Source organism: Rhizobium sp. AC27/96, from assembly GCF_001692325.1.
Lineage (GTDB): Bacteria > Pseudomonadota > Alphaproteobacteria > Rhizobiales > Rhizobiaceae > Rhizobium.
In genome coordinates this window covers 52861-74102 of record NZ_LXKN01000002.1, presented here as the reverse complement: position 1 = coordinate 74102, position 21242 = coordinate 52861, and the positions used below count along the sequence as shown (strand labels likewise).

Here is a 21242-nt window from a genome sequence, read left to right as displayed (position 1 = left end):
CCTGCCGCCCCAAGCCTTTGAAATCAGAGTCAAAGTCCAAGCGTCGTCAGCATGATGAAGGTGGCGAAGAGGATAAAGTGGGTCATGCCTTCGATGGCGTTGGTCTCGCCATCGTTGAGATTTATGGCGGCGACGATCAGCGTGATCATCACCATGACGGTCTGCACTGGTGACATCGCCATGATGAAGGGTTGACCGGTATAGAGCGCGATCGCCTCCATCACAGGCACCGTCAGGATGACGGTCGAAAGCGAGGCACCCAGAGCGATGTTTACCGTCGCCTGCATGCGGTTGCGCAGCGCCGCGCGCAGGGCCGTCAGGATTTCCGGGGCTGCCGATATTGCCGCGACGACGATGGCGGCGATAGCCGGTGGTGCGCCCGTGCCCTTGAGGCCGACATCCATGAACCCCGACATGAATTCCGCGAGTGCACCGATCAGCACGACGCCGATCAGGATCGTGACGATCGACGTGGTGGTGGATTCGTCCTCGTGATGCTCTTCGGGTGCCGAGAGCTTCTTCTCGGTGCGCGGATAGCTGTAGCTGAAGAAATAGCTGTGCTTGCCGACCTGCATGCGCAGGAACAGCGCGTAGAGCGCGATCATCGCAACGATGGTGAAGGCGGAATAGAAATGCCATTTCGCTTCAGGGATGAATTCCGGCACGATCATCGAAATGCCCATGGCCGTCAGGATCATCACGCCATAGGTTCGGCTGGAATCGTCGTTGTAGGGTTGCTCGCCATGCTTCAATCCGCCGAGAAGGGCGGCAAGGCCGAGGATGCCGTTAATGTCGAGCATGACGGCCGAGTAGATGGTGTCGCGGACCAGTGTCGGCGAACTCTCTCCGCTCATCATGATGGCAAGGATGATGACTTCGACGGCAACGGCTGCCAATGTCAGGATCATCGTGCCATAGGGGTCGCCGACTTTTGCCGCGAGGTTTTCGGCGTGGTGGGCAACGCGCATGGATGCCAGCACAATCGTTGCGATCAATGCCGCCGCCGCGATCATGGACGCGGTCTGCCCCATTTCCAGCACGGTGTGCTCGACGGCATAGGCAATGACGGCGACCGCCAGCGCCACCAAGAGTGCTTTTTCCTGTCTAAACCAGTTTGATGTGATCACGTTCCCAACCTTTGCGCCGATTCCCGGTTGCAATCTAAATCAATGATTTTTCACATCAAGCGCGCATGTTGGGGTGAAATTTGCAGTCGAAGCCGTTTAATGAAATACTAACGGGATAGGTCTGCCCAACTAAAATGTCGCGGCATCCTCGAAATCTGTCTGAGATGCATGCGGCCCGCCGGCCATGTCCGGCCCCAAAGCCTTGGCAGATGAGCAGGAGGATCTGGATGATCAAGGTCGTTTACGAAATCGTGCCGCATGACGGCGGATGGGCGTATCGGTTCCGGGATGTTTATTCGGAAGCGTTTCCGTCACATTCGGAGGCGGTGGAGGCCGCCAGGATTGTTGCGGCCGAGCAGCAGGTCGGGGGTGACTCTGCGGAAATCAGCTGGCAGGACGAAAGCGGCAAATGGCATGAGGAATATGCCGATGGCGGCGACCGGCCGGAAACGGAAGTCATCGATGGCCAAATGCATTTCCCGCCCATTGACACGGCTCCTGGCGCTTAGCCTTGCGATGCGCGCAATGCCTTCTCGATGATTGCATCGACAAAGTGTCGTTTCTCGGCGGTATAGCGATCGCCATCGTGCCGGTAGTGTTCGGCTAGCCCCTGTTTCAGCGTGGAATAGGCGGCCATGTCCTCAGGATGCGATCTGAGATGATCGCGAAAGATCATTCTTCGTTGATGCGTCTGATTGTCGGGCGAGCAGAGATAGATGCGTTCTGGCGGCGTGCCGCCTCGCAGCATGAATGCCCAGACATCATCATCGTAACGATTGCCGCGCGGTTCGTAATTTTGATCCAGAAGCAGCTGCGTCGCCGGCGTTACATCGTCGGAATGACGAAGAATGATATCGATATCGACAAGCGGCTTTGCCGCCAGGCCGGGGATGGATGTGCTGCCGATGTGCTCGATTGTCACCACATGGGGTGCTAGTAATCGTTCGAGCTTGCCGCGAATGCGTTGAAAGGCCGCCGGCCAGTCTGGATCGTAAGGCACCAGTTCGACGGCCGTTCCCTTTGTCACGATCGTCTCCCATCCGTACCACCCTTGACGTAATCCAGCAGGCCAGAGACCAATGCATCGAAGGTCACGCGGCAGCGTGGCGACGTTTTCAGGTTTTCGTGCATGACGACCCAGGTGTCGAGTGGAAGTTCGATCTCGGGCAGAAGGCGTACGAGGTCGGGGGCGCGTCTTGCCAGGGGTATATGGAGAAAGCTGATGCCGAGGCCTGCGCGCAGCGCATTGTGCTGGGCAATGGTATGGTCGGATCGAAAGGCGAGGGTTATGCCGTCGAAGATTGGATAGCGCTTGCGCATCATCCTGATATAGGCCGTCTGGCGATCGAACCCGATCAGCTTGTGCCGCTGCAGGTCTTCGATGCTCTCGGGCATGCCATATCTTTCAAGGTATTTGCGGTGAGCGAAGAAGCCCAGGGGGATGATGCCAATATGCCGGGAAAGCAGAGCTTCGTGGGCCGGCTCGACCATGCGGACCGCGATATCCGCCTCACGCTGCAATAGATCCTCCACGGCATCGGATGCGGAAAGCTCTATGACGAGGTCGGGATAGCCGGCCTGCAATTCGGCAAGGATTGACGGCAGCACTTCGGTGCCGATGACTTCGCTGGCGCTGATGCGCACCGTGCCTGTTACCTTATCGCGTGAGCTTGAAGCGGCTCGCAGCAAGGCGGCCGTCGTGCTTGCCAGCGTCTCGGCATAAGGTTTCAGGACGAGAGCCGTATCCGTTGGCAGGAGGCCCTGTTGCGAGCGGGTGAAAAGCTCGGCGCCGACGGCAGCTTCCAGCGCGTCGATATGGCGGCCGATCGTAGGCTGGGTGAGGCCCAGATCACGGGCAGCGGCCGACAACGAACCTTGCTGCAGCACGGCAAGAAAGGTGCGGTAGAAATCCCAGCTCGGTTCAGACTCAGTCATACATTTATGTATATCATCTGCAGATTTTTTGGCAATTTCGTTTATGTCGGACGGAAGGCATAGTCAGCTCATCGAAACCGATGGAGACGACCATGAGCAACCAGACAGAAAATGGAAAGACGGCTTTGATACTTGGCGCTACCGGCGGCATCGGCGGTGCTGTTGCCGATGGACTTGCCGCCCGCGGATGGCGCATCCGGGCTCTGACCCGCGATGTCGCGCAGGCGGCTCGCCGCCGTCCGGATTTCGACTGGATTCAGGGCGATGCCATGCTGGTTGGAGATGTCTTGAAGGCCGCGGCTGGAGCCGAAGTCATCGTGCATGCCGTCAACCCTCCGGGCTACCGCAACTGGGGTCAACTGGTGCTGCCGATGCTCGATAATACCATTGCGGCGGCAAAGAGCGTCGGCGCGCGGATCGTGCTGCCCGGTACGGTCTATAATTTCGGCCCCGATGTTTTTCCGAATGTGAGTGAGGACAGTGCGCAGCGTCCAAAGACCCGCAAGGGTGCCATCCGCGTGCAGATGGAACGGCGCCTGAGGGCGGCGGCAGAGCAGGGCGATACGCCGGTTATCATTGTTCGCGCCGGCGATTTCTTTGGCGGATCGCGCGCCAATAGCTGGTTCTCGCAGGCCATGGTCACGCCGGGTAAGCCGGTCAATTCCATCACCTATCCCGGCAAGGCCGGTCTTGGGCATCAATGGGCCTACCTGCCTGACGTCGCCGAAACGATGATCCGGCTGATCGAAAAGGGCGACGAGCTGCCTACGTTCGCCGTCTATCACATGCGCGGCCATTGGGATGGCGATGGCAGGCAGATGATCGATGCCGTGCGGCGTGTGCTTGGGCACGCGGTGAAGGTCAAGGCGTTTCCCTGGATCATCGTGCCGCTGGCTGCCCCTTTCGTTCCGTTCATGCGGGAGTTGCGCGAAATGAGCTATCTCTGGAAGGTGCCGGTGGAGATGAGAAACGACAAGCTGGTCGCTGTTCTCGGCGAGGAGCCGCATACGCCGATCGACGAGGCCGTCAGATCGACGCTTGCAGCAATCGGCTGCCTGCCGGCAGCATGAGCCGGCCGTCAGGCATTGAGCTCGGCGAAGGCGATGCCGGCGACGGTGAAATCCGAATCCGCATTCTCGGTGTCGCCATCACTCAGGAACCACGTTGCCGAAAGCCCCGCATAGGCAATGATCCATTGCAGAAGGCGCTTCGGCTCGAGGCCAGTCTCGGCGCAGATGATCGGCAATTGCCGCTGCAGGCGGCCTGGCTTGGTGACGGTAGGCAGCTCGGGATTGCAGAAGATGTTGGCGAAATCGAAACCACGCTCGCCATAGACCCGCTTGGGGTCGATGGCGAGCCAGCCGCGGGGCCCGAAATCGAGAATGTTCTCGTGGTGGATGTCGCCGTGTAATATGGTCTGGTCGCGTTGATCCGCCAGAAGGCGCGCGGCGACCTCGGCACAGGCGGCGAGCATGCCGCCATGGATGCGAGCCGCTGGTTCAAGTTCCCTAAACCAGCGATCCAGGGAAACCAGATCCGACGGCAGTGGCTTGGCCTTGCGTGCATGCAGCCGCGCAGCCGTCCGACACATGATCCGGCTTGCCTCGTCGTCCTCTCCCCGCATTGCCATGCTGAGCAGGGAGCCTGGCCCCGTCGCCCGCTCCATAAGGGCAGCATCGTCGTCATGTTCGTAGACGAAGGCTGCGCCATCGCCGTCCCACCAGCGCAACACGCGGTTGCCGAACTTCTCGTCAACATTTTGCGCCACCTTGAGCATGGTGGGCTTGTTCCGCCAGATGACGGGAAGAAGATGACTCGAATGGGTGATGATGGGATCGCCGTCCGGTATGAGTGACCAGCGGTGGATATAGGGATCAAACATATATCGGCTTTGCTATCTGTGGGTGCTGGGACTGCGAGGCGGTATGCCTGCTTAGTTTGGTTGTGATCCCCCTGTTTTCAAGCGCTAAAATAGAAAAACCCTCGCGAGGCGTCGTCGCGAGGGTATTGTGTTTGCGTCCGGTATCGTTCGGCAGCTTCGGCTATGCGCGAAGGCGCTGCCTGAAGCGATGGATCGGAACTTAGGCTGCCTCATCCAGCGTCGGATAGTCGGCATAGCCCTTGGCGCCGCCGCCATAAAGCGTTGCCTGGTCCCATGTCGCCAGCGTAGCGTTTTCCTTCAAGCGATGGACGAGGTCCGGATTGGAGATGAAGGGCTTGCCGAAGGCGACGACATCAGCCTTGCCGCTGTCGACAGCCTCGATCGCCATTTCGCGTGTGTAGGCATTGTTGACCATCCAGCCGGCCTTGCCGCCTGCGGCCTTATAGGCTGCATGCAGGGCATCGTAGTCAAAGGGCAGGAAGTCGCGCTTGCCGCCAGTCTGGCCTTCGACGACGTGGATGTAGGCAAGGCCATACTTCGCCAGGCCCTCGACCACATAGGTGAAGAGCGGCTGCGGAGCCGGATCGCTGGCATCACCTGATGGTGTTACCGGCGAGATGCGGATCGCCGTGCGACCGGCGCCCACTTCCTTGGTAACGGCATCAACGACTTCGAAGAGGAAGCGCGCGCGGTTTTCTATCGAACCGCCATATTGGTCGGTGCGGTCGTTGATATTGCCGCGCAGGAACTGATCGATCAGGTAGCCGTTGGCGCCATGGATCTCGACGCCGTCGAAACCGGCATCGATCGCAGCTCGAGCGGCCTTGCGATAATCCTCGATGATACCGGGGATTTCCGAAGCTTCCAATGCACGTGGCTCGGAGACATCGGCAAAGCCGCCGGTGCCATCGCTGTTGACGAGGTAGGTCTTGGAGGTTTCAGCGCGCTTGGAAGTAGGGGAGACCGGCTTGCCGCCATTCGGCTGCAATGTGGTGTGGGAGATGCGGCCGACATGCCACATCTGCACGACGATCTTGCCGCCATTGGCGTGCACGGCGTCGGTCACTTTCTTCCAGCCATCGAGGGCTTCCTTGGTGTAGAGGCCCGGCACATTGGCATAGCCCTGACCCTGATGGGTAATGGCGGTTGCTTCGGTGATGATCAGGCCGGCGGAGGCGCGCTGAGCGTAGTACTTGACGTTCAGCTCATTCGGCACGGCATTCGGGGAACGATTGCGCGTCAGAGGCGCCATGACGATGCGGTTGGCCAGGGAGATATCACCAAGCTTCGTCGGTTCGAACAATTTTGTCATGGGTTGTCCTTTCTTAATCATGGGGGCGGGAGAAGAAGAGGGGTCAGGAGGAGGCGAGTGCCTCGCTCTTGGGGCGTGTGGCTGCGAAAGTCAGCAGCACGGTGATGAGGCCGAGGATCGCCATGGCCGAACCGGCAAGCGGCACCTGCGAGAGCGAAAAGCCTTGATCGATCACGACGCCGCCGATCCAGGCACCGAGTGCGTTGCCGGTATTGAAGGCGCCGATATTGATGGTTGAGACCAGGTTCGGCGCATCTTTTCCGAAGGTGACGACGCTGATCTGGAGAGCCGGGACGGCTGCAAAGGCCGCTGCTGCCCATATGAACAGCGTGATCTCGGCGCCGATGAACGAGTGCATGGTGACGCTGAAGATCGCCGATGTCACCGCGATTGCGATGAAGACACCCGCAAGCGTGGTGCCGAGGCGCCAATCCGCAAGCTTTCCGCCGATCAGATTGCCGATCGTCAGGCCGACGCCGATCGAGAGCAGCGTCCAGGTGACGGTTCTCGGCGAAACGCCGGTGACGTCGCGCAGCATGGGCGCGATATAGGTGAAGAGCGCGAACATGGCGGCGGAGAAGAACACGGTCGTCAAGAGCGACAGCCAGAGGCCGGTGCCGCGCAGCGCGGATATTTCGCGGCCGAGATTGCCTTCCCGCACTTCCTCGCCCTTCGGCAGGACGACAATGAGGCCGACGATCGAAGCGACGCCGAGGAGCGACACGATCCAGAACGGTGCGCGCCAGCCGAAGGCCTGGCCGAATGCGGTGCCAAGGGGAACGCCGAGCACGTTGGCGAGCGTCAGGCCCGTGAACATCAGGGCGACGGCGCGAGCCTTGCGATCGTCTGCTACCAGGCTTGCCGCAACAACCGAGCCGATGCCGAAGAAGGCGCCATGGCAAAGGGCGGTGACGATGCGAGCGAACATCAGCACCCAGTAGCCGGGGGCGATGGCGCAGAGGAGGTTGCCGAGGATGAAGAAGCCCATCAGCATGATGAGTGCCGAACGTCGACGCAGATGGGCGGTGGAGACCGCCATGATCGGTGCGCCGATGGCGACGGCCAATGCATAGCCGGTCACCAGCCAGCCGGCTTGCGGAATGGTGACGGACAGATCCGAGGCCACTTCCGGCAGCAAGCCCATGATGACGAACTCGGTCGTGCCGATGGCGAAAGAACTGAGCGCCAGAATGAGGAGCGCAAGAGGCATGTTCAGAGTTCCTTTTGCATGGCTTCGAGGAAGGCCGCGATGGTCTCTTCGTTACGCTTGTAGAAAATCCACTGGCCAAGGCGCCGTGTCGTTACCAGGTCGGCACGGTGCAAGGTGCTGAGATGCGCCGAAACGGTGGATTGCGACAGGCCGCAGCGCTCGAACTGGCTGGCGCAAACGCCGAGTTCCAGCGGATGCTCCTGTGTCGGGAAGTGGGTCTGCGGATCTTTGAGGTGGTTGAGGATTTCGAGCCTGGCCGGATGGGCCAAAGCCTTCAGTATCTCGCTCTTGTCCATGGTGTTTACCGCGTGAATATCGAATAATGACGATATATGTATCGATGGTTTTCGATATATCAAGACCGACGCGGAATATTATTTCTTGCAGTGCAGCAAGAGTGGCTGCTTAGAAAATGGGCAAAAAAAGAGGGCCACCGGTATGAACCAGGGCCCTTATAGGTGTGAAGGTCAAAACCTCCAGAGGGGAACAGCCAATGCGGTGGAACTGGGAGGAAAAGCCACCATGTGCATCAGCTGTGTGCGTTATGATGCTAATTTGTGCAGTGCGCAATGCTTTTTTGTGCATGGCAGTTATGCGTTTGCGGGCTCAGGGCCAAAAGGGCAAAAAAAAGGGCCGCCGGAGTAAACCAGGGCCCTATAGGTATGAAGGTCAAAAACCTCCAGAGGGGAACAGCCAATGCGGTGGAACTGGGAGGAAAAGCCACCGTGTGCATCAGCTATGTGCGATATGGTAGTTAAATGGGCAGGCTTCAACTCTCATTTGCGCATATCAGATATGCGTAATACGCGTAGCTGATATATTAGAGATAAAAAGAGTTCGTTATCAGTCACTTACCTACGGTTAGAAATTCCAGTTCCGGGCCTTGGCGACGACAAAATCACGGAAAACCTTAAGCTTAGCCGCGTTTTTCATCTCGTCAGGATAGCAGAAATAGGTATCGAAGGATGGAACGTCCGCATTGATGGCGAGCTGGATGAGGCCCGGGTCCCGACCGACGATATAGTCGGGCAGCACAGCGATGCCGATGCCGAGCAGGCAGGCGCGTTTGATCGACGTCTGGCTGTTGATCTGCAAATGCGGCATGCGCTTGTTGTCGGAGGAGCGACCGGCGATCTCCAGCCAGTTGACGTCAAGCAGGTAATTCGGTGCCGGCTCGCCGAAGCTGATGATGCGATGCTCGTCCAGATCCTCCACGGATTGCGGCTCGCCGTAACGGTTGATGTACGAGGGGGCTGCATAGACATGCATGTGGACGGTGAAGAGCTTGCGCTGGATCAGATCCGACTGCTGCGGCTGGCGCAGGCGGATGGCGCAATCCGCATGGCGCATGTTCACGTCCAGCTCCTCGTTGTCGAGGATGAGCTGAATCTGCATATCGGGATAAAGCTGCAGGAACTCCTGGATCTTGTCGGTCAGCCACCCCTGGCCGAGGCCGACCGTCGTTGTCACGCGCAGCTTGCCGCTCGGCTTGTCGGTCGTCTCGGTCAGTTGCATCTTGACCGTTTCGAGCTTCAGCAGAACGTCGTGTGCGGTACGGTAGAGCAGTTCGCCCTGTTCGGTCAGGATCAAGCCACGCGCATGGCGATGGAAGAGCTTGATGCCCACATCCTGCTCCAGCGCGCTGACCTGACGACTGATGGCGGATTGGGAGAGATGCAATTTATCAGCCGCGTGCGTGAACGAACCCGCTTCGGCAGCCGCGTGAAAAATACGCAGCTTGTCCCAATCCAGTGGCATGCCGTTTCCCCTCATCGGCTGCTTCACTCCGCAGCCACGGCGACGGGCATATGCCCGGTCAAGTAGCGTTCCGCCTCAAGCGCCGCCATGCAGCCCATCCCCGCTGCAGTGATCGCCTGTCGGAACGTATCGTCGGTCACGTCGCCGGCGGCATAGATGCCCTCGACATTGGTCGCGGTCGAATCCGGCGCGGTCCAGAGGTAACCATTGTCCTTGAGTTTCAGCTTGCCCTTGAAGAGTTCAGTCGCCGGTGCATGGCCGATGGCGACGAAGACGCCGTCAATCACCATTTCGGTGATGGCGCCGGTGCGCGTATCGCGCAGGCGCGCGCCCGTGACAGACGGCGGCATTGGCGGCTTGGCTGGCGTGCCGGTAATCTCGGCGACTTCGGTGTTCCAGAGAACTTTCACATTCGCCTTGGCGAACAGGCGTTCCTGCAGGATCTTTTCGGCGCGGAAGAAATCGCGGCGGTGGACCACGGTCACCGACTTGGTGATGTTGGAGAGATAGAGCGCTTCCTCGACGGCGCTGTTGCCGCCGCCGACCACGATCACATCCTTGTTGCGATAGAAGAAGCCGTCGCAAGTGGCGCAGGCTGAAACGCCGAAGCCCTGGAAGTGCTGCTCGCTCTCGATGCCGAGCCACTTCGCCTTGGCGCCGGTCGCAATGATGAGGGTGTCGGCGGTCCAGACGTCACCGCTGTCGGTATGGGCGACGAAGGGGCGCTTGCTGGTGTCGACTTCGGTCACGAGGTCGTTGACGATCTCGGCGCCGACATGCTGGGCCTGCTGCAGCATCTGCTCCATGAGCCATGGGCCCTGGATCGGATCGGCAAAGCCTGGATAGTTTTCGACATCCGTCGTGATCATCAGCTGGCCGCCTTGCTCCAGGCCGGCAATCAGAACCGGCTTCAGCATTGCGCGGGCCGCATAAACAGCGGCCGTATAGCCGGCTGGGCCGGAGCCGATGATGAGCACCTTCGTGTGGCGGGCAGGCATAGTCAGTCCTTTCAATTCAGCGATCGGGAAAACCGCGGCTTAAACGCGCAAAGCAGGCGATTTCACGATCCGCCGCTTCATTTATGATTGCCTTATGCATTTATTCAAGGGCAGCCTTGCATTACTAACAGGGCAAATCTGCTTTGTGTAAGAATCGGTTACCCAGGAGAAACTTTCTTGCGAATTTTCCTGCCTTATATAGAAGCTGGCGAGGGGGAATTAAAGAAAGGCAATAAAAGTGCTTCGCGCTGAACTCGATGCCATCGATATCAAGATTCTGCGGGAACTGCAGCGAGACGGACGTATGACCAATGTCGAATTGGCCGATCGCGTTGGCATTTCCGCGCCGCCTTGCTTGCGTCGTGTGCGCAAGCTCGAGGAGGCTGGCGTCATCGAAGGCTATCACGCCATGCTGAACAGCCCGAAGCTGGGCTTCGATCTCGTGGCTTTTTGCATGGTCGGCCTCAAGCATCAGTCGGAAGCCAATCTCAAGGCTTTCGCCAGCGCTACGGCGGCCTGGCCGCTCGTCCGGCAGGCATGGATGGTGTCCGGCGACAGCGACTTCCTGCTGCATTGCGTGGCCGAAAACCTCACCCGATTCCAGGATTTCGTCATCGAGGTTCTGACGGCGAACGAGCATGTCGATACGGTGCGCACGATGCTGACCATCCGCCAGGTCAAGAAGCTCGGTCTGGTGGAGCTCTAGACGGATGGCGGATCGGCCCTGGCATAGAGCGCTGATCAAGCCTGCGGTGCGCCTGTTTCTGGGCGGTTCGCAGGCGCATGTGCAGGATTGGTTTCCAGGGCTCAGCATTGTTCGCAGCCAGAATATCAGCGAAGTGCTCTATCGCCGCGTCAAGGTCGCCAACCTTGCCGGGATGGATCGGCTGCGCGAGCGGGCCGGTGAGACGATCTATATTGTCGGCTCCGGGCCTTCGATCCGTGAGAGCAACCTCAGCGGCATGGAAGCCAGCAGCGCCATTCTTTTGAACGGCGCCATAGGGCTGCTCGGCGAGCAGGTCAGCGAGCCATTGGCGATTGCGGTCGAGGACGAACGCTTCGTCTGGCGGCACATCGAAATGATGCGCAAGAAGATCATGCCGGGTTCGCTCTGTCTGTTTTCCGTTGCCGTATTGCGCGCGCTCTGCGAGATCGACAAGGAATGGCTGGCGGACAAGACGATCATTCTGATCGACGACATCCGCAAGCCCTATGGTGCGCGCCGCCGCTCGCTGGATGATCTCAAGAAGCTGCAATATGTGCGTCTGGATGCAGAGGGTTCGGCAGGCTTTTCGCTCTCGCCGGATCGCGGGGTTTTCCTTGGCGGGTCTGTGGCGGTATCGGCGCTGCAGTTTGCCCTTTATTGTGCGCGACAGACGATCGGCTTTGTCGGTATCGATATTTCCAATGACCGCGAGCCACGCTTTTACGAGACTAGCGACGACATGGCATTTTCCGGTATTGCGCGGGCCGAGGGCCGCATTGTCGAGCACCTCGTCTTTGCTCGGCAGATCGCCGCCGAACGCGGCGTTTCCTTCGTCAATTATTCGCCTGTTTCGGCGTTGCTGAAATATGATTTCGGTTACGATGACAGGTTTAAATCGCGGTCGTGAGGCTCATGCGCTGGCTGAAACCCAAAGGCTCCGATGCCAAGAAGCTCACGATTGAGCCGCCTGCGGCCCGGGCAGGGCGTCATGGCATTGCCATTGCCGCCTGCGTGAAGAACGAGGCCCGCTACATCGAGGAATGGGTGCGCTTCCACCAAGCCGTCGGCATTCGTCACTTCTATATCTATGACAACGGCTCGACCGACGATACCTGCGCAGTCCTTCGCGGCCTTCTGAGCGCGGAAACGCTGACGATCATCCCTTGGGCGGGGCGGATGCGCGATGCCGCGACAGCGACGCTGCTCAACGGACAGGTTATCGTCTTGGCGCACGCCATCCTCAATTTCGGCGGCGACTACCGCTGGATGGCCTTCATCGACGTCGATGAATTCCTGTTGCCGAAACAGGGGCGGACGGTGGAACAGGCATTGGAGACTGTTGGTGATTTTCCGAACGTCTCGCTGCCGTGGCACATGTTCGCCACCAGCGGCCACGAGGCGCCGCCTGATGGGCCGTTGACGCTGAATTATACGCTGCGTGGCGCCGACCCGATGACGTCAAAGGAAAACGTCAGCAATTTCAAATGCATCGTCGACCCATGTGAAGTGACCGAGGTCAGCGTCCACCAGTTCCAGACGCGCGCTTTCGGGGATCTGACGGCCAATGATGCCGGCAAGCGCTTTACACGGCGCGGGCGGAAAGCGCCGGAGTTCTATTCGAACCAGTTCCTGCAACTCAATCACTACTATACGAAATCCCGGCAAGAGCTGATGGAGAAGCTCGAGCGCGGATGGATCTACGATAGCAGCGCGACGAAGTATCGGGACAAGGTTCTGTCCGTCGTCAAAAGCATTGAGGAAGATGTGACGGAGGACCGTTCGATGATCGATTTCATCGAACGCTATGCCATCGATCTCGGCCGCTGACGTCTCCGCTCAGCCGTTGGTGGCGAGCATCTGGCGATAGATGTCGCCGATAGCCATCGCTTCTTTTTCCAGCGCGAATTCGCTGCGCACATGGCGCACCGCATTTTCGCCCTGGCGGAGCGCTTCCTCCGGGTCGGCGAGATAGAAGGCGATAGCCTTGGTCAAAGCATCGCCATCGCCGGCGGGCACGACGGTGCCGGTCTCGCCCGGAATGATCATTTCTGCATAGGCGCCGGCATCGGAAGCGACGACGGCGGTGCGGGACGCCATGGCTTCCAGCGGGGTCAAGCCGAAACCTTCGTTGCGGGAAGGAGCGACATAGAGGGTCGCGCGGCGATACCATGGCTTGATATCGTCGACCTCGCCGAGAAAGCGGATGCGGTCGGCAAGACCGGCATCGGCGACCAGCTTCACCAGTCCATCGCCGAAACCGCGATGTTCCGCCGTCACCCGGCCGCAGACGACGGCGGTCCAATCCGGATGGTGCGGCAGAAGCTCGATCATCGCCTTGACGAAGAGATCGGTGCCCTTTTGATGCCGCACGCGGCCGAAGCAGCCGACCAGATAGGTGCCGGGCAGGCCCGTGGCAGCCATGCGGTCGTCGCGAGTTTCCGGCGGATGAAAGCGATTGAGATCGACGCCGTGCTGGATCACCGTATGTGGCACCTGCAGAAAGCTGCCCGAGCGCGTGCTGGTGGCGATGACCGCATCCATGCGGCGGATGAGCCAGCGCGTATAGCCAGTGTGACGGCGCTGGGCTGCAGAGGTGAAGACAAGCTTCAGGCGCATGCGCAGCACCGAGCGAAGAAGGAGGCCGATCAGCATCTCGTTGTTACGGCGGGCATGCCAGACGCGCAAACGGTGTCGGCGCGGCCTCATCCAAAGGCCTGGAAGCCTGAGCCAGCCAAGCTTGGGCAGGCCCTCCGGCAGGCCGGGACCGAGCGTGGCAATATGATAGCCAAGCTCGATCTGCTTCGGGATCAGCTGTACGATCGTGGAAGTAACGCCGGAGAGCCGGCGTTTGAAATTCGTCGCTATGATCTCGATCTCGCGGAGATCGCTCGTCTGCGCTGAATCACGATCGCGCACGGGCGATCAGCCCCAGGTAATGGAGAGGATTTCGTAGCCCTTGGCACCACCGGGCGCATTGACCTCGATCGAGTCGCCGACTTCCTTGCCGATCAGGGCACGCGCGATCGGCGACGAGATGGAAATGCGGCCTGCCTTTACGTCGGCTTCCTGGTCGCCGACGATCTGATAGATCTTCTCTTCCTCGGAATCCTCGTCGATGAGCTTCACCTTGGCGCCGAACTTGATCTTCGAGCCGGACATCTTCGTGAGGTCGATGACTTCAGCGCGCGCCGTCAGGTCTTCAAGCTCGCCGATGCGGCCTTCATTGTGGCTCTGTGCTTCCTTGGCAGCATGGTACTCGGCATTTTCGGACAGATCGCCATGGGCGCGCGCTTCCGCAATTGCCTCGATGATTCTCGGGCGCTCTTCCTGCTGACGCCAGCGCAGTTCTTCCTGCAGCTTGACGAACCCGTTCTGCGTCATCGGTACCTTTTCAACCATTTTCCTTGTCCTTAGTCTCTGCGCAGCTCTTCCGCACACACAAAAGAAAACAGGTTCCGAAGCGGTACTTCGGAACCAGTCGAGCCATTATTTTGTCATCTATAGCAGATTGCGTCCGCCGATTTCCAGAAAATTCGATGCTTTAAGGAACGCTGCTCAAGGCTCGCGCCGACTGAAAGCCGATCGCTGGCGGTTTGCGGCAAGCTGTCATTCACAACCGCTACGCCAACCGAATGAAGCCGCGACGAATATGAGCCGACTATTATGCCGACATTCGTCGCGGCCTAAATTAGCGCTTAGAAATAGCTCTGCAGCGGCCGGACTTCGAGGCTGCCGGCCTTCAGCGCCTTGATGGCCATGGCAGCGGCTTCAGCGCCGGCCATGGTCGTGTAGTACGGCACCTTCTGCATCAGCGTCGCCCGGCGCAATGATTTCGAATCCGAGATCGCCTTGTTGCTGTCGGTCGTGTTGATGACGAGCTGGACCTGGCGGTTGCGGATGGCGTCTTCGATATGCGGACGTCCCTCAAGCACCTTGTTGATCTTCGTCGCGTCGATGCCATTCTCCGCCAGGAAGCGCTGGGTTCCGCCGGTGGCCAGCACCTTGAAGCCCTGTTCCGTCAGCATGCGGATGGCCGGCAGGACGCGCGGCTTGTCGTCGTCGCGAACCGAAACGAAGACCGTTCCGTCACGCGGCAATTCGACGCCAGCGCCGAGCTGCGACTTGGCGAAGGCCAGCGCGAAATCGGTATCGAGACCGATGACTTCGCCGGTCGAGCGCATTTCCGGTCCGAGCAGAATGTCGACGCCAGGGAAGCGGGCGAAGGGGAATACCGCTTCCTTGACCGCGATGTGCTTGAGCTTGCGCGGATCGGGCTTTTCGCCGTAGGCGGCAAAAGTCGCATCCAGCTTTTCGCCGGCCATGACGCGGGCGGCGATCTTGGCGATCGGCGCGCCGATGGTCTTGGCGACGAAGGGCACGGTACGCGAGGCGCGCGGATTGACTTCAAGCACGTAAACGGTGCCGTCCTTGATGGCGAACTGGACGTTCATCAAGCCACCGACGTTCAGCGCCTTGGCCATGGCCTTCGCCTGGCGTTCCAACTCGTCGATCATGGCAGGCGAGAGCGTGCGCGGCGGCAGCGAGCAGGCACTATCACCGGAGTGAATGCCGGCCTCTTCGATATGCTCCATGATGCCGGCGACGTAAACGTCGGTGCCGTCGGACAGGCAGTCGACGTCAACTTCGATGGCATTGGCGAGGTAGCTGTCGAACAGAAGCGGGTTCTTGCCGAGCAGGGTGTTGATCTGGCCGGTCTTGTCGTTCGGGTAGCGCTGCTTGATGTCTTCCGGCACCAGCTCAGGAACCGTGTCGAGCAGATAGGTCTGCAGCATGCCTTCCGAATGGATGATCTGCATGGCACGTCCGCCGAGAACGTAGGACGGGCGCACGACCAGCGGGAAGCCGATTTCGGAGGCGACGAGGCGCGCCTGCTCGACCGAATAGGCGATGCCGTTATTCGGCTGGTTCAGATCGAGCTTCATCAGGAGCTTCTGGAAGCGGTCGCGGTCTTCGGCAAGGTCGATGGCATCGGGCGCGGTGCCAAGGATCGGAATGCCGTTCTTTTCGAGCGCCTCGGCAAGCTTCAGCGGCGTCTGGCCGCCGAACTGAACGATGACGCCGACCACTTCGCCCTTTTCCTGCTCGGCGCGCAGGATTTCGATCACGTCTTCGGCCGTCAGCGGCTCGAAATAGAGACGATCCGAGGTGTCGTAATCGGTCGAGACTGTTTCCGGGTTGCAGTTGATCATGATCGCTTCGTAGCCCGCATCCTTCAGCGCGAAGGCGGCGTGGCAGCAGCAATAATCGAACTCGATGCCCTGGCCGATACGGTTCGGGCCGCCGCCGAGGATGACGACCTTCTTGCGGTCGGAAACCTCAGCCTCGGAGCGGGCAGCGCCGACGAAGGGCGTCTCGTAGGTCGAGTACATGTAGGCGGTCGGCGAGGCGAATTCGGCAGCGCAAGTGTCGATGCGCTTGAAGACGGGGCGAACGTTGAGGCTGTTGCGCAGCTCCGCCACTTCCTTCGGGCGCTTGCCGGTCAAGGTCGCCAGACGCGCATCGGAGAAGCCCATGGACTTCAGCATGCGCAGATTGGTCTCATCCTGCGGCAGGCCATGCTCGCGGATGCGGGCTTCCATATCGATGATATTCTTGAACTGCGCGATGAACCAGGGGTCGATCTTGCAGCCTTCGTGCACTTCTTCCGGCGTCAGGCCGAGGCGCAGCGCCTGGGCGACCATGCGCAGGCGGTCCGGCGTCGGGGTGCCGATGGCGGCGCGGATGGCGTTGCGGTTGCCTTCGCCTTCCTCGGTGCCGGGGATCTCGATCTCGTCGAGACCCGTCAGGCCGGTCTCAAGACCGCGTAGCGCCTTCTGCAGCGATTCGGCAAAGGTGCGGCCGATCGCCATGACTTCGCCGACCGACTTCATGGCCGTGGTCAGAACCGGGGAAGCGCCGGGGAACTTCTCGAAGGCGAAACGCGGGATCTTGGTAACGACATAGTCGATCGACGGTTCGAACGAAGCGGGCGTCGCACCGCCGGTGATGTCGTTTTCCAGTTCGTCCAGCGTGTAACCGACAGCGAGCTTGGCGGCGATCTTGGCGATCGGGAAGCCGGTGGCCTTCGATGCCAGAGCGGAAGAACGCGACACGCGCGGGTTCATTTCGATGACGACAAGGCGGCCATCCTGCGGATTGACCGCGAACTGCACGTTCGAGCCGCCGGTTTCGACGCCGATCTCGCGCAGGACCGCGATCGAGGCGTTACGCATGATCTGGTATTCTTTGTCGGTCAGCGTCAGGGCAGGGGCAACGGTGATCGAGTCGCCGGTATGGACGCCCATCGGGTCGATATTTTCGATCGAGCAGATGATGATGCAATTGTCCGCCGTGTCGCGGACGACTTCCATCTCGAATTCCTTCCAGCCGAGCACCGATTCCTCGACCAGCACTTCGGTGGTCGGCGAGGCATCGAGGCCGCCGCTGACGATTTCGAAGAATTCCGAGCGGTTATAGGCAATGCCGCCGCCGGTGCCGCCAAGCGTAAAGGAAGGACGGATGATGGCGGGCAGGCCAACATGATCGATCGCCTGCGCGGCAATTGCCATGGCGTGGCTCATGTAGCGCTGCTTGCGGTCGCTCTCGCCGAGGTTCCACTGGTTTTCCAGCGCATCGAGCGCCTTGTCGAGCTCGGCGCCGGAAAGCTGGGCCTTCAGCTTGCTGCGCTCGGCTTCGTGGGTCTTGCGGTCGGCATCCTTGATATCGGTGGCGTTTGCCAGCATCGAGCGCGGCGTTTCAAGGCCGATACGGGCCATGGCTTCGCGGAAGAGGGCGCGGTCTTCGGCCATGTCGATCGCGGCAGGCTTGGCGCCGATCATCTCAACATTGTAGCGGTCGAGCACGCCCATACGCTTCAGCGACAGTGCGGTGTTGAGTGCCGTCTGGCCGCCCATGGTCGGCAGCAGCGCGTCCGGACGCTCCTTGGCAATGATCTTGGCGACGACTTCCGGCGTTATCGGTTCGACATAGGTCGCATCCGCCAGACCGGGATCGGTCATGATCGTTGCCGGGTTGGAGTTGACGAGGATGACGCGGTAGCCTTCCTCCTTTAGCGCCTTGCAGGCCTGTGTGCCGGAATAATCGAATTCGCAGGCCTGGCCGATAACAATCGGTCCTGCGCCGATGATGAGGATCGATTTGATATCTTGGCGCTTCGGCATGGGCTCACATCCGTTTTTTTGTTGCGCGAAAAACCGGCCAGGGTGGGAGATCACCGGCCGGGCGCGCATAGACAAATCTTTTCAGGCTAGAAGCGGCTTATAGGCAAATGTATTTGTAAACGGAACCCCATAAATCGCGGAATCGACAGGAATTCGGCTTGCACGCTTCATGACTCTATGAATTCGTGAGGGGTGACGCCCGCTTTTTGGGCAGCGGATCATCAGCCTTCTATATAATGGGGCACGAAGCGCGAGGTATCGCGAGTGACGGGCGTATCGTCCTCGCGAATGCCAATACCCGCGGGCTGGCCGGCGACGATCCAGGATCCGATGACCGTCCAATCCTCACTGAAACGGGGGAGCAGGTGCAATGCCTGCCTTATATAGCCTTCTTCGCCGTAAGGGCCTTCAACATGATACGTGCCGGCGCCAGCTTCGTGGTTGACGAGCGTCACATTCGCGCCTTCGCGGGATAGCAACGGTTTACGGACATAGCGATCCCCCAGATCGCTTACGCGTGGGTCGTCCTCGAAATAGGCGGGCAACAGATTTTCATGGCCAGGGAACATCTCCCACAGCACTGGCAATAGCCCCTTGTTGGATAGTGTCAGTTTCCAGAGCGGCTCGACTACCCGCGTCGGTGTGATCGGCAGATGGCGACCGAAAGGTTCGCGTACCATGTCTTCCAGTGGGTAAAGCTTGAACAAGCAGTCGATGCGCTGGTCCTGAAGATCGATCAGCCAATGTTTGTCGTCGACGCCGATATCCGGCATGGCGATCAGTTTCGTCTTGCAGCCGGCCTGCACGGCGCAATCGACCAGATAGTTCAAGGTCACGAGGTCTTCCTCGGATTCCAGCATGCCGGCGAAGTGGATGCGCCGCGAGGGTCCGGCAAGGATGCGTATGGCATCCACTAGACGCTCATGCACGGAGTTGAACTGATCCGCCGAGGGCGGAAGCTCGCCTCGTTGCTTCATGTCCTCCAGCCAGCGCCATTGAAAGACTGCACTTTCAAACAGGCTGGTCGGCGTGTCGGCATTGAATTCGAGCAGCTTTGCCGGACCGTCTCCATCATAGGAGAGGTCGAATCGGCCATAGAGATCGTGTTCGCGATTGCGCCAGGAGCGCAGTACGGCATCGTGATAGACCCGCGGAATGGCCATGCGGCGCATCAGTTCGCCATCCAGGGCGATCCTTTCGACGGCCGCATAGCACATTTCCAGCAGGACAGCCGTGGGATCTTCGAGCTTCGTCTCCACCTCTTCGAGGCTGAAGACGTAGGCGTGCCGCTCGTCCCAATAGCGTTGACCATACATGGAGTGGATGGTGAAGCCGCAGCTCTCGGCATCGGCTTTCCAATCCGGTCGCTCGTTCATGAAAACCCGTTTCATCTGCCTACCCGTTAACCCGAAAGATGGAAGCCGCGAAAACCCCAGCCGCCGCGCTCTACCGAACTGGTCGAGCGCGTCGAACGCTCCGAAGACGACCCCCAGGAACCATGAGAGCCGCCACCGCTGCCACCCGAAGATGAGGTTTGTGTATCGTCGTCCTTCTTCTTTGCTGCATAGTTTGTCTTTCCAAGCAGCATGCCGTTTGCAAAGCTGCGACCCGTCGCCGTTCGAAAGTCGCTGCTCCCACGCGGCTGGTAAAGCGCTTGCGTGTCGAGCGTTCTGGTGGCGCTGCCGACAAGATAACCGGCCAGCAAGGGAATGAAGTGGCCGGTACCGGCCTGATGTGCGGTGGTTGTCGGTTGGCACTTGTCGGCGCCATAATCCTTTTCACAATTCGCCACCGTCTCGTAGGCGGGCGCGTTACGCTCGCGCTCCGTCTCGGCAGCGGCAAACTGGGATCGGCATTCGTCGGCGGAAAAGAGTTCGCCCGCGACGCAGGCATCGACATCCTTATAGATCTGAACCTTATCTTCTTTCTGGCCGCAGCCCGACAATGCCGCTGTTCCCATGAGCAGCAGCGACACACTCATCGATCGCTTCATAAAACCCCCTGCGCCTTGCGCCTTCGCAGCCGGATATTTCGCACGTTGCCCGCACACGTCTATCGGCCGCAAGACACACGGGTGCGGCTGTTCACATGAGCAAAGATTTCAACGTAAGGAATATGGGCTCGACAAAACAGTTAGGTGTAAATCGGCCTGATTTAAAGAACGTATGCGTGCGTTTTGCCGGATTTTTTTAGACCAATGGTTGCGACCGTAAAGAATGTCTTTCGCGGTTTCACAAGTTTTGGCGACGCTCCATGTCCGGGGGAGGCGAGCCGCTTTTATCCCCGTGCGCCGGCAGCTCGACTATTGCTGGCCGAAACGATGCCGGACCGCATCCGCATAGGGACGGCTCACGGGCATCTCCAAGCCGTCGTGTGTCAGGACGAAAAGCTTGCCGTTGTCGCGTTTCAAACCGGCGACATGATCGGCGGCGATCCAATGGGATCGATGCAGGCGCAAGCCTTCGGTATCGCCGATTTCCATCAGCGCATCGCCGAATCGCAGCAGGATCAGTTCGCGCCCGCGGCTCGTGACGACCTCGGTATAGTGGTCGCGAACGGAAAGGCGTATGAGCGCTCCCCGATTTTCCGGTTTCAGACGTGAGAGGATCGGTGGCTGTGAAGACTGTTGCTTAATCTCAGCCATCTTTGCGGCAGAAGGCGCTGGCTGCGCGCCAGTTGGCCTTTCGGCTGCTATTGCGATTTGCTGGTGCATTGTCAGATAGGTCAAAAGGCAGAAGAGAAAGCAAAGCGGGATCGAACTCAGGGCCTGCCGCAGGCTGCTTGCCAGGGTGGGTACCGTGCCGAAGAATGCCAGGTCGACGAGCCCGATGCCGAAGCCGATCGGCAGTGCGGCGATGATGGAGCCGGTCATCATCCGGGCGAACATGCTCGTCATCCGCTCACGCAGGAGTATTTCGGCCGCAACGGAGAAGAGGATGGCTATCGACCAGGCCATCGCATGCAGGGCCAGCCAATAGCCGAGCCGGGCGCCCGGCATCAGCCGCGCAAAGGTGCCGTATGGGCCTGATATGGCGAAGATCAGGACGATTGCGACGAAGGTCGCCCAGAATCTCGGTGAACGCTGGAAGACCTGCAATTCGCGAAGCGTGGATTGCAGAAAGGTGTGATCCAC

General features: G+C 59.7%; 20 protein-coding genes. 5 read left to right on the top strand and 15 right to left on the bottom strand.

Annotated features, from left to right (window positions below):
• Positions 1–29: 29 nt before the first annotated feature.
• Positions 30–1127: a calcium:proton antiporter gene (locus A6U86_RS07090; protein ID WP_068388629.1), complete on the bottom strand. Its 1098-nt coding sequence runs from the start codon at positions 1125–1127 to the stop codon at positions 30–32.
• 227 nt (positions 1128–1354) lie between these two features.
• Here A6U86_RS07090 and A6U86_RS07085 point away from each other — a divergent pair, with 227 nt between their 5' ends.
• Entirely contained in the window at positions 1355–1636 is a 282-nt protein-coding gene (locus A6U86_RS07085; RefSeq protein WP_068388229.1) for a DUF2188 domain-containing protein, read from the top strand.
• Here A6U86_RS07085 and A6U86_RS07080 read toward each other — a convergent pair.
• Both A6U86_RS07080 and A6U86_RS07075 read right to left on the bottom strand, forming a co-directional pair.
• Positions 1633–2154 carry a GrpB family protein gene (locus tag A6U86_RS07080; protein ID WP_068388225.1) on the bottom strand — a complete coding sequence of 174 codons (522 nt, stop codon included), beginning with the start codon at positions 2152–2154 and terminating at the stop codon, positions 1633–1635. The two genes, A6U86_RS07085 and A6U86_RS07080, sit on opposite strands and share 4 nt — an antisense overlap.
• Positions 2151–3062, bottom strand: a complete 912-nt coding sequence (locus A6U86_RS07075) for a LysR family transcriptional regulator (protein ID WP_068388222.1) — start codon at positions 3060–3062, stop codon at positions 2151–2153. The genes A6U86_RS07080 and A6U86_RS07075 overlap by 4 nt, the downstream gene beginning before the upstream one ends.
• A 92-nt stretch (positions 3063–3154) precedes the next feature.
• Between A6U86_RS07075 and A6U86_RS07070 the strand changes: the two genes are divergently transcribed.
• Positions 3155–4132, top strand: coding sequence for an NAD-dependent epimerase/dehydratase family protein (locus A6U86_RS07070; protein ID WP_244509846.1), 978 nt, complete (start codon positions 3155–3157; stop codon positions 4130–4132).
• An 8-nt stretch (positions 4133–4140) separates the two neighbouring features.
• On the opposite strand, the gene A6U86_RS07065 is transcribed toward A6U86_RS07070, so the two are convergent.
• The 6 genes from A6U86_RS07065 to trxB form a co-directional block, all read right to left on the bottom strand.
• Complete coding sequence (locus tag A6U86_RS07065) at positions 4141–4944, bottom strand: aminoglycoside phosphotransferase family protein (RefSeq protein WP_068388215.1); 804 nt, start codon at positions 4942–4944, stop codon at positions 4141–4143.
• Positions 4945–5143: 199 nt separating this feature from the next.
• Positions 5144–6256 carry an alkene reductase gene (locus A6U86_RS07060; RefSeq protein ID WP_068388212.1) on the bottom strand — a complete coding sequence of 371 codons (1113 nt, stop codon included), beginning with the start codon at positions 6254–6256 and terminating at the stop codon, positions 5144–5146.
• 43 nt (positions 6257–6299) lie between these two features.
• Positions 6300–7466, bottom strand: a complete 1167-nt coding sequence (locus A6U86_RS07055) for an MFS transporter (RefSeq protein ID WP_068388209.1) — start codon at positions 7464–7466, stop codon at positions 6300–6302.
• Between the two features lie 2 nt (positions 7467–7468).
• Complete coding sequence (locus tag A6U86_RS07050) at positions 7469–7762, bottom strand: helix-turn-helix transcriptional regulator (protein ID WP_068388206.1); 294 nt, start codon at positions 7760–7762, stop codon at positions 7469–7471.
• Between the two features lie 565 nt (positions 7763–8327).
• Positions 8328–9224 carry a LysR family transcriptional regulator VtlR gene (locus tag A6U86_RS07045; protein WP_034504110.1) on the bottom strand — a complete coding sequence of 299 codons (897 nt, stop codon included), beginning with the start codon at positions 9222–9224 and terminating at the stop codon, positions 8328–8330.
• Positions 9225–9247: 23 nt separating this feature from the next.
• The gene (gene trxB, locus A6U86_RS07040; protein WP_068388204.1) at positions 9248–10222 is read right to left on the bottom strand and encodes a thioredoxin-disulfide reductase; all 975 of its coding nucleotides are present in this window, start codon (positions 10220–10222) and stop codon (positions 9248–9250) included.
• Positions 10223–10460: 238 nt separating this feature from the next.
• On the opposite strand from trxB, the gene A6U86_RS07035 reads away from it, so the two are divergent.
• Genes A6U86_RS07035 through A6U86_RS07025 form a run of 3 tightly spaced genes read left to right on the top strand, consistent with a single transcriptional unit; the run spans position 10461 to position 12755 of the window.
• Positions 10461–10928, top strand: coding sequence for an Lrp/AsnC family transcriptional regulator (locus A6U86_RS07035; RefSeq protein WP_034476732.1), 468 nt, complete (start codon positions 10461–10463; stop codon positions 10926–10928).
• 4 nt (positions 10929–10932) lie between these two features.
• On the top strand, positions 10933–11835 hold the full coding sequence (locus A6U86_RS07030; RefSeq protein ID WP_068388201.1) for a glycosyl transferase: 903 nt from the start codon (positions 10933–10935) through the stop codon (positions 11833–11835).
• A 5-nt stretch (positions 11836–11840) separates the two neighbouring features.
• On the top strand, positions 11841–12755 hold the full coding sequence (locus A6U86_RS07025; RefSeq protein WP_068388198.1) for a glycosyltransferase family 92 protein: 915 nt from the start codon (positions 11841–11843) through the stop codon (positions 12753–12755).
• Between the two features lie 9 nt (positions 12756–12764).
• On the opposite strand, the gene A6U86_RS07020 is transcribed toward A6U86_RS07025, so the two are convergent.
• The 6 genes from A6U86_RS07020 to A6U86_RS06995 form a co-directional block, all read right to left on the bottom strand.
• A complete protein-coding gene (locus A6U86_RS07020; protein ID WP_068388196.1) occupies positions 12765–13844 on the bottom strand; it encodes a glycosyltransferase family 4 protein in 1080 nt (359 codons plus the stop codon).
• 6 nt (positions 13845–13850) lie between these two features.
• A complete protein-coding gene (gene greA, locus A6U86_RS07015) occupies positions 13851–14327 on the bottom strand; it encodes a transcription elongation factor GreA (protein ID WP_034476737.1) in 477 nt (158 codons plus the stop codon).
• 296 nt (positions 14328–14623) lie between these two features.
• Positions 14624–18109, bottom strand: a complete 3486-nt coding sequence (gene carB, locus A6U86_RS07010; RefSeq protein ID WP_068388194.1) for a carbamoyl-phosphate synthase large subunit — start codon at positions 18107–18109, stop codon at positions 14624–14626.
• A gap of 221 nt (positions 18110–18330) precedes the next feature.
• A complete protein-coding gene (locus A6U86_RS07005; protein ID WP_068388191.1) occupies positions 18331–19500 on the bottom strand; it encodes a glutathionylspermidine synthase family protein in 1170 nt (389 codons plus the stop codon).
• Between the two features lie 11 nt (positions 19501–19511).
• Entirely contained in the window at positions 19512–20090 is a 579-nt protein-coding gene (locus A6U86_RS07000; protein ID WP_158008736.1) for a DUF1190 domain-containing protein, read from the bottom strand.
• A 321-nt stretch (positions 20091–20411) separates the two neighbouring features.
• Entirely contained in the window at positions 20412–21242 is an 831-nt protein-coding gene (locus A6U86_RS06995; RefSeq protein ID WP_068388185.1) for a LytTR family DNA-binding domain-containing protein, read from the bottom strand.

What these genes read in the sequence shown, in the direction of transcription:
- A6U86_RS07030 (WP_068388201.1), top strand. Translation starts at nt 10,933, where the DNA reads ATGGCGGATCGGCCCTGGCATAGAGCGCTGATCAAGCCTGCGGTGCGC.
- carB (WP_068388194.1), bottom strand. Translation starts at nt 18,109, where the DNA reads ATGCCGAAGCGCCAAGATATCAAATCGATCCTCATCATCGGCGCAGGA.
- greA (WP_034476737.1), bottom strand. Translation starts at nt 14,327, where the DNA reads ATGGTTGAAAAGGTACCGATGACGCAGAACGGGTTCGTCAAGCTGCAG.
- A6U86_RS07070 (WP_244509846.1), top strand. Translation starts at nt 3,155, where the DNA reads ATGAGCAACCAGACAGAAAATGGAAAGACGGCTTTGATACTTGGCGCT.
- trxB (WP_068388204.1), bottom strand. Translation starts at nt 10,222, where the DNA reads ATGCCTGCCCGCCACACGAAGGTGCTCATCATCGGCTCCGGCCCAGCC.
- A6U86_RS07005 (WP_068388191.1), bottom strand. Translation starts at nt 19,500, where the DNA reads ATGAAACGGGTTTTCATGAACGAGCGACCGGATTGGAAAGCCGATGCC.
- A6U86_RS07025 (WP_068388198.1), top strand. Translation starts at nt 11,841, where the DNA reads ATGCGCTGGCTGAAACCCAAAGGCTCCGATGCCAAGAAGCTCACGATT.
- A6U86_RS07000 (WP_158008736.1), bottom strand. Translation starts at nt 20,090, where the DNA reads ATGAGTGTGTCGCTGCTGCTCATGGGAACAGCGGCATTGTCGGGCTGC.
- A6U86_RS07045 (WP_034504110.1), bottom strand. Translation starts at nt 9,224, where the DNA reads ATGCCACTGGATTGGGACAAGCTGCGTATTTTTCACGCGGCTGCCGAA.
- A6U86_RS07055 (WP_068388209.1), bottom strand. Translation starts at nt 7,466, where the DNA reads ATGCCTCTTGCGCTCCTCATTCTGGCGCTCAGTTCTTTCGCCATCGGC.
- A6U86_RS07060 (WP_068388212.1), bottom strand. Translation starts at nt 6,256, where the DNA reads ATGACAAAATTGTTCGAACCGACGAAGCTTGGTGATATCTCCCTGGCC.
- A6U86_RS07075 (WP_068388222.1), bottom strand. Translation starts at nt 3,062, where the DNA reads ATGACTGAGTCTGAACCGAGCTGGGATTTCTACCGCACCTTTCTTGCC.
- A6U86_RS07065 (WP_068388215.1), bottom strand. Translation starts at nt 4,944, where the DNA reads ATGTTTGATCCCTATATCCACCGCTGGTCACTCATACCGGACGGCGAT.
- A6U86_RS07085 (WP_068388229.1), top strand. Translation starts at nt 1,355, where the DNA reads ATGATCAAGGTCGTTTACGAAATCGTGCCGCATGACGGCGGATGGGCG.
- A6U86_RS07050 (WP_068388206.1), bottom strand. Translation starts at nt 7,762, where the DNA reads ATGGACAAGAGCGAGATACTGAAGGCTTTGGCCCATCCGGCCAGGCTC.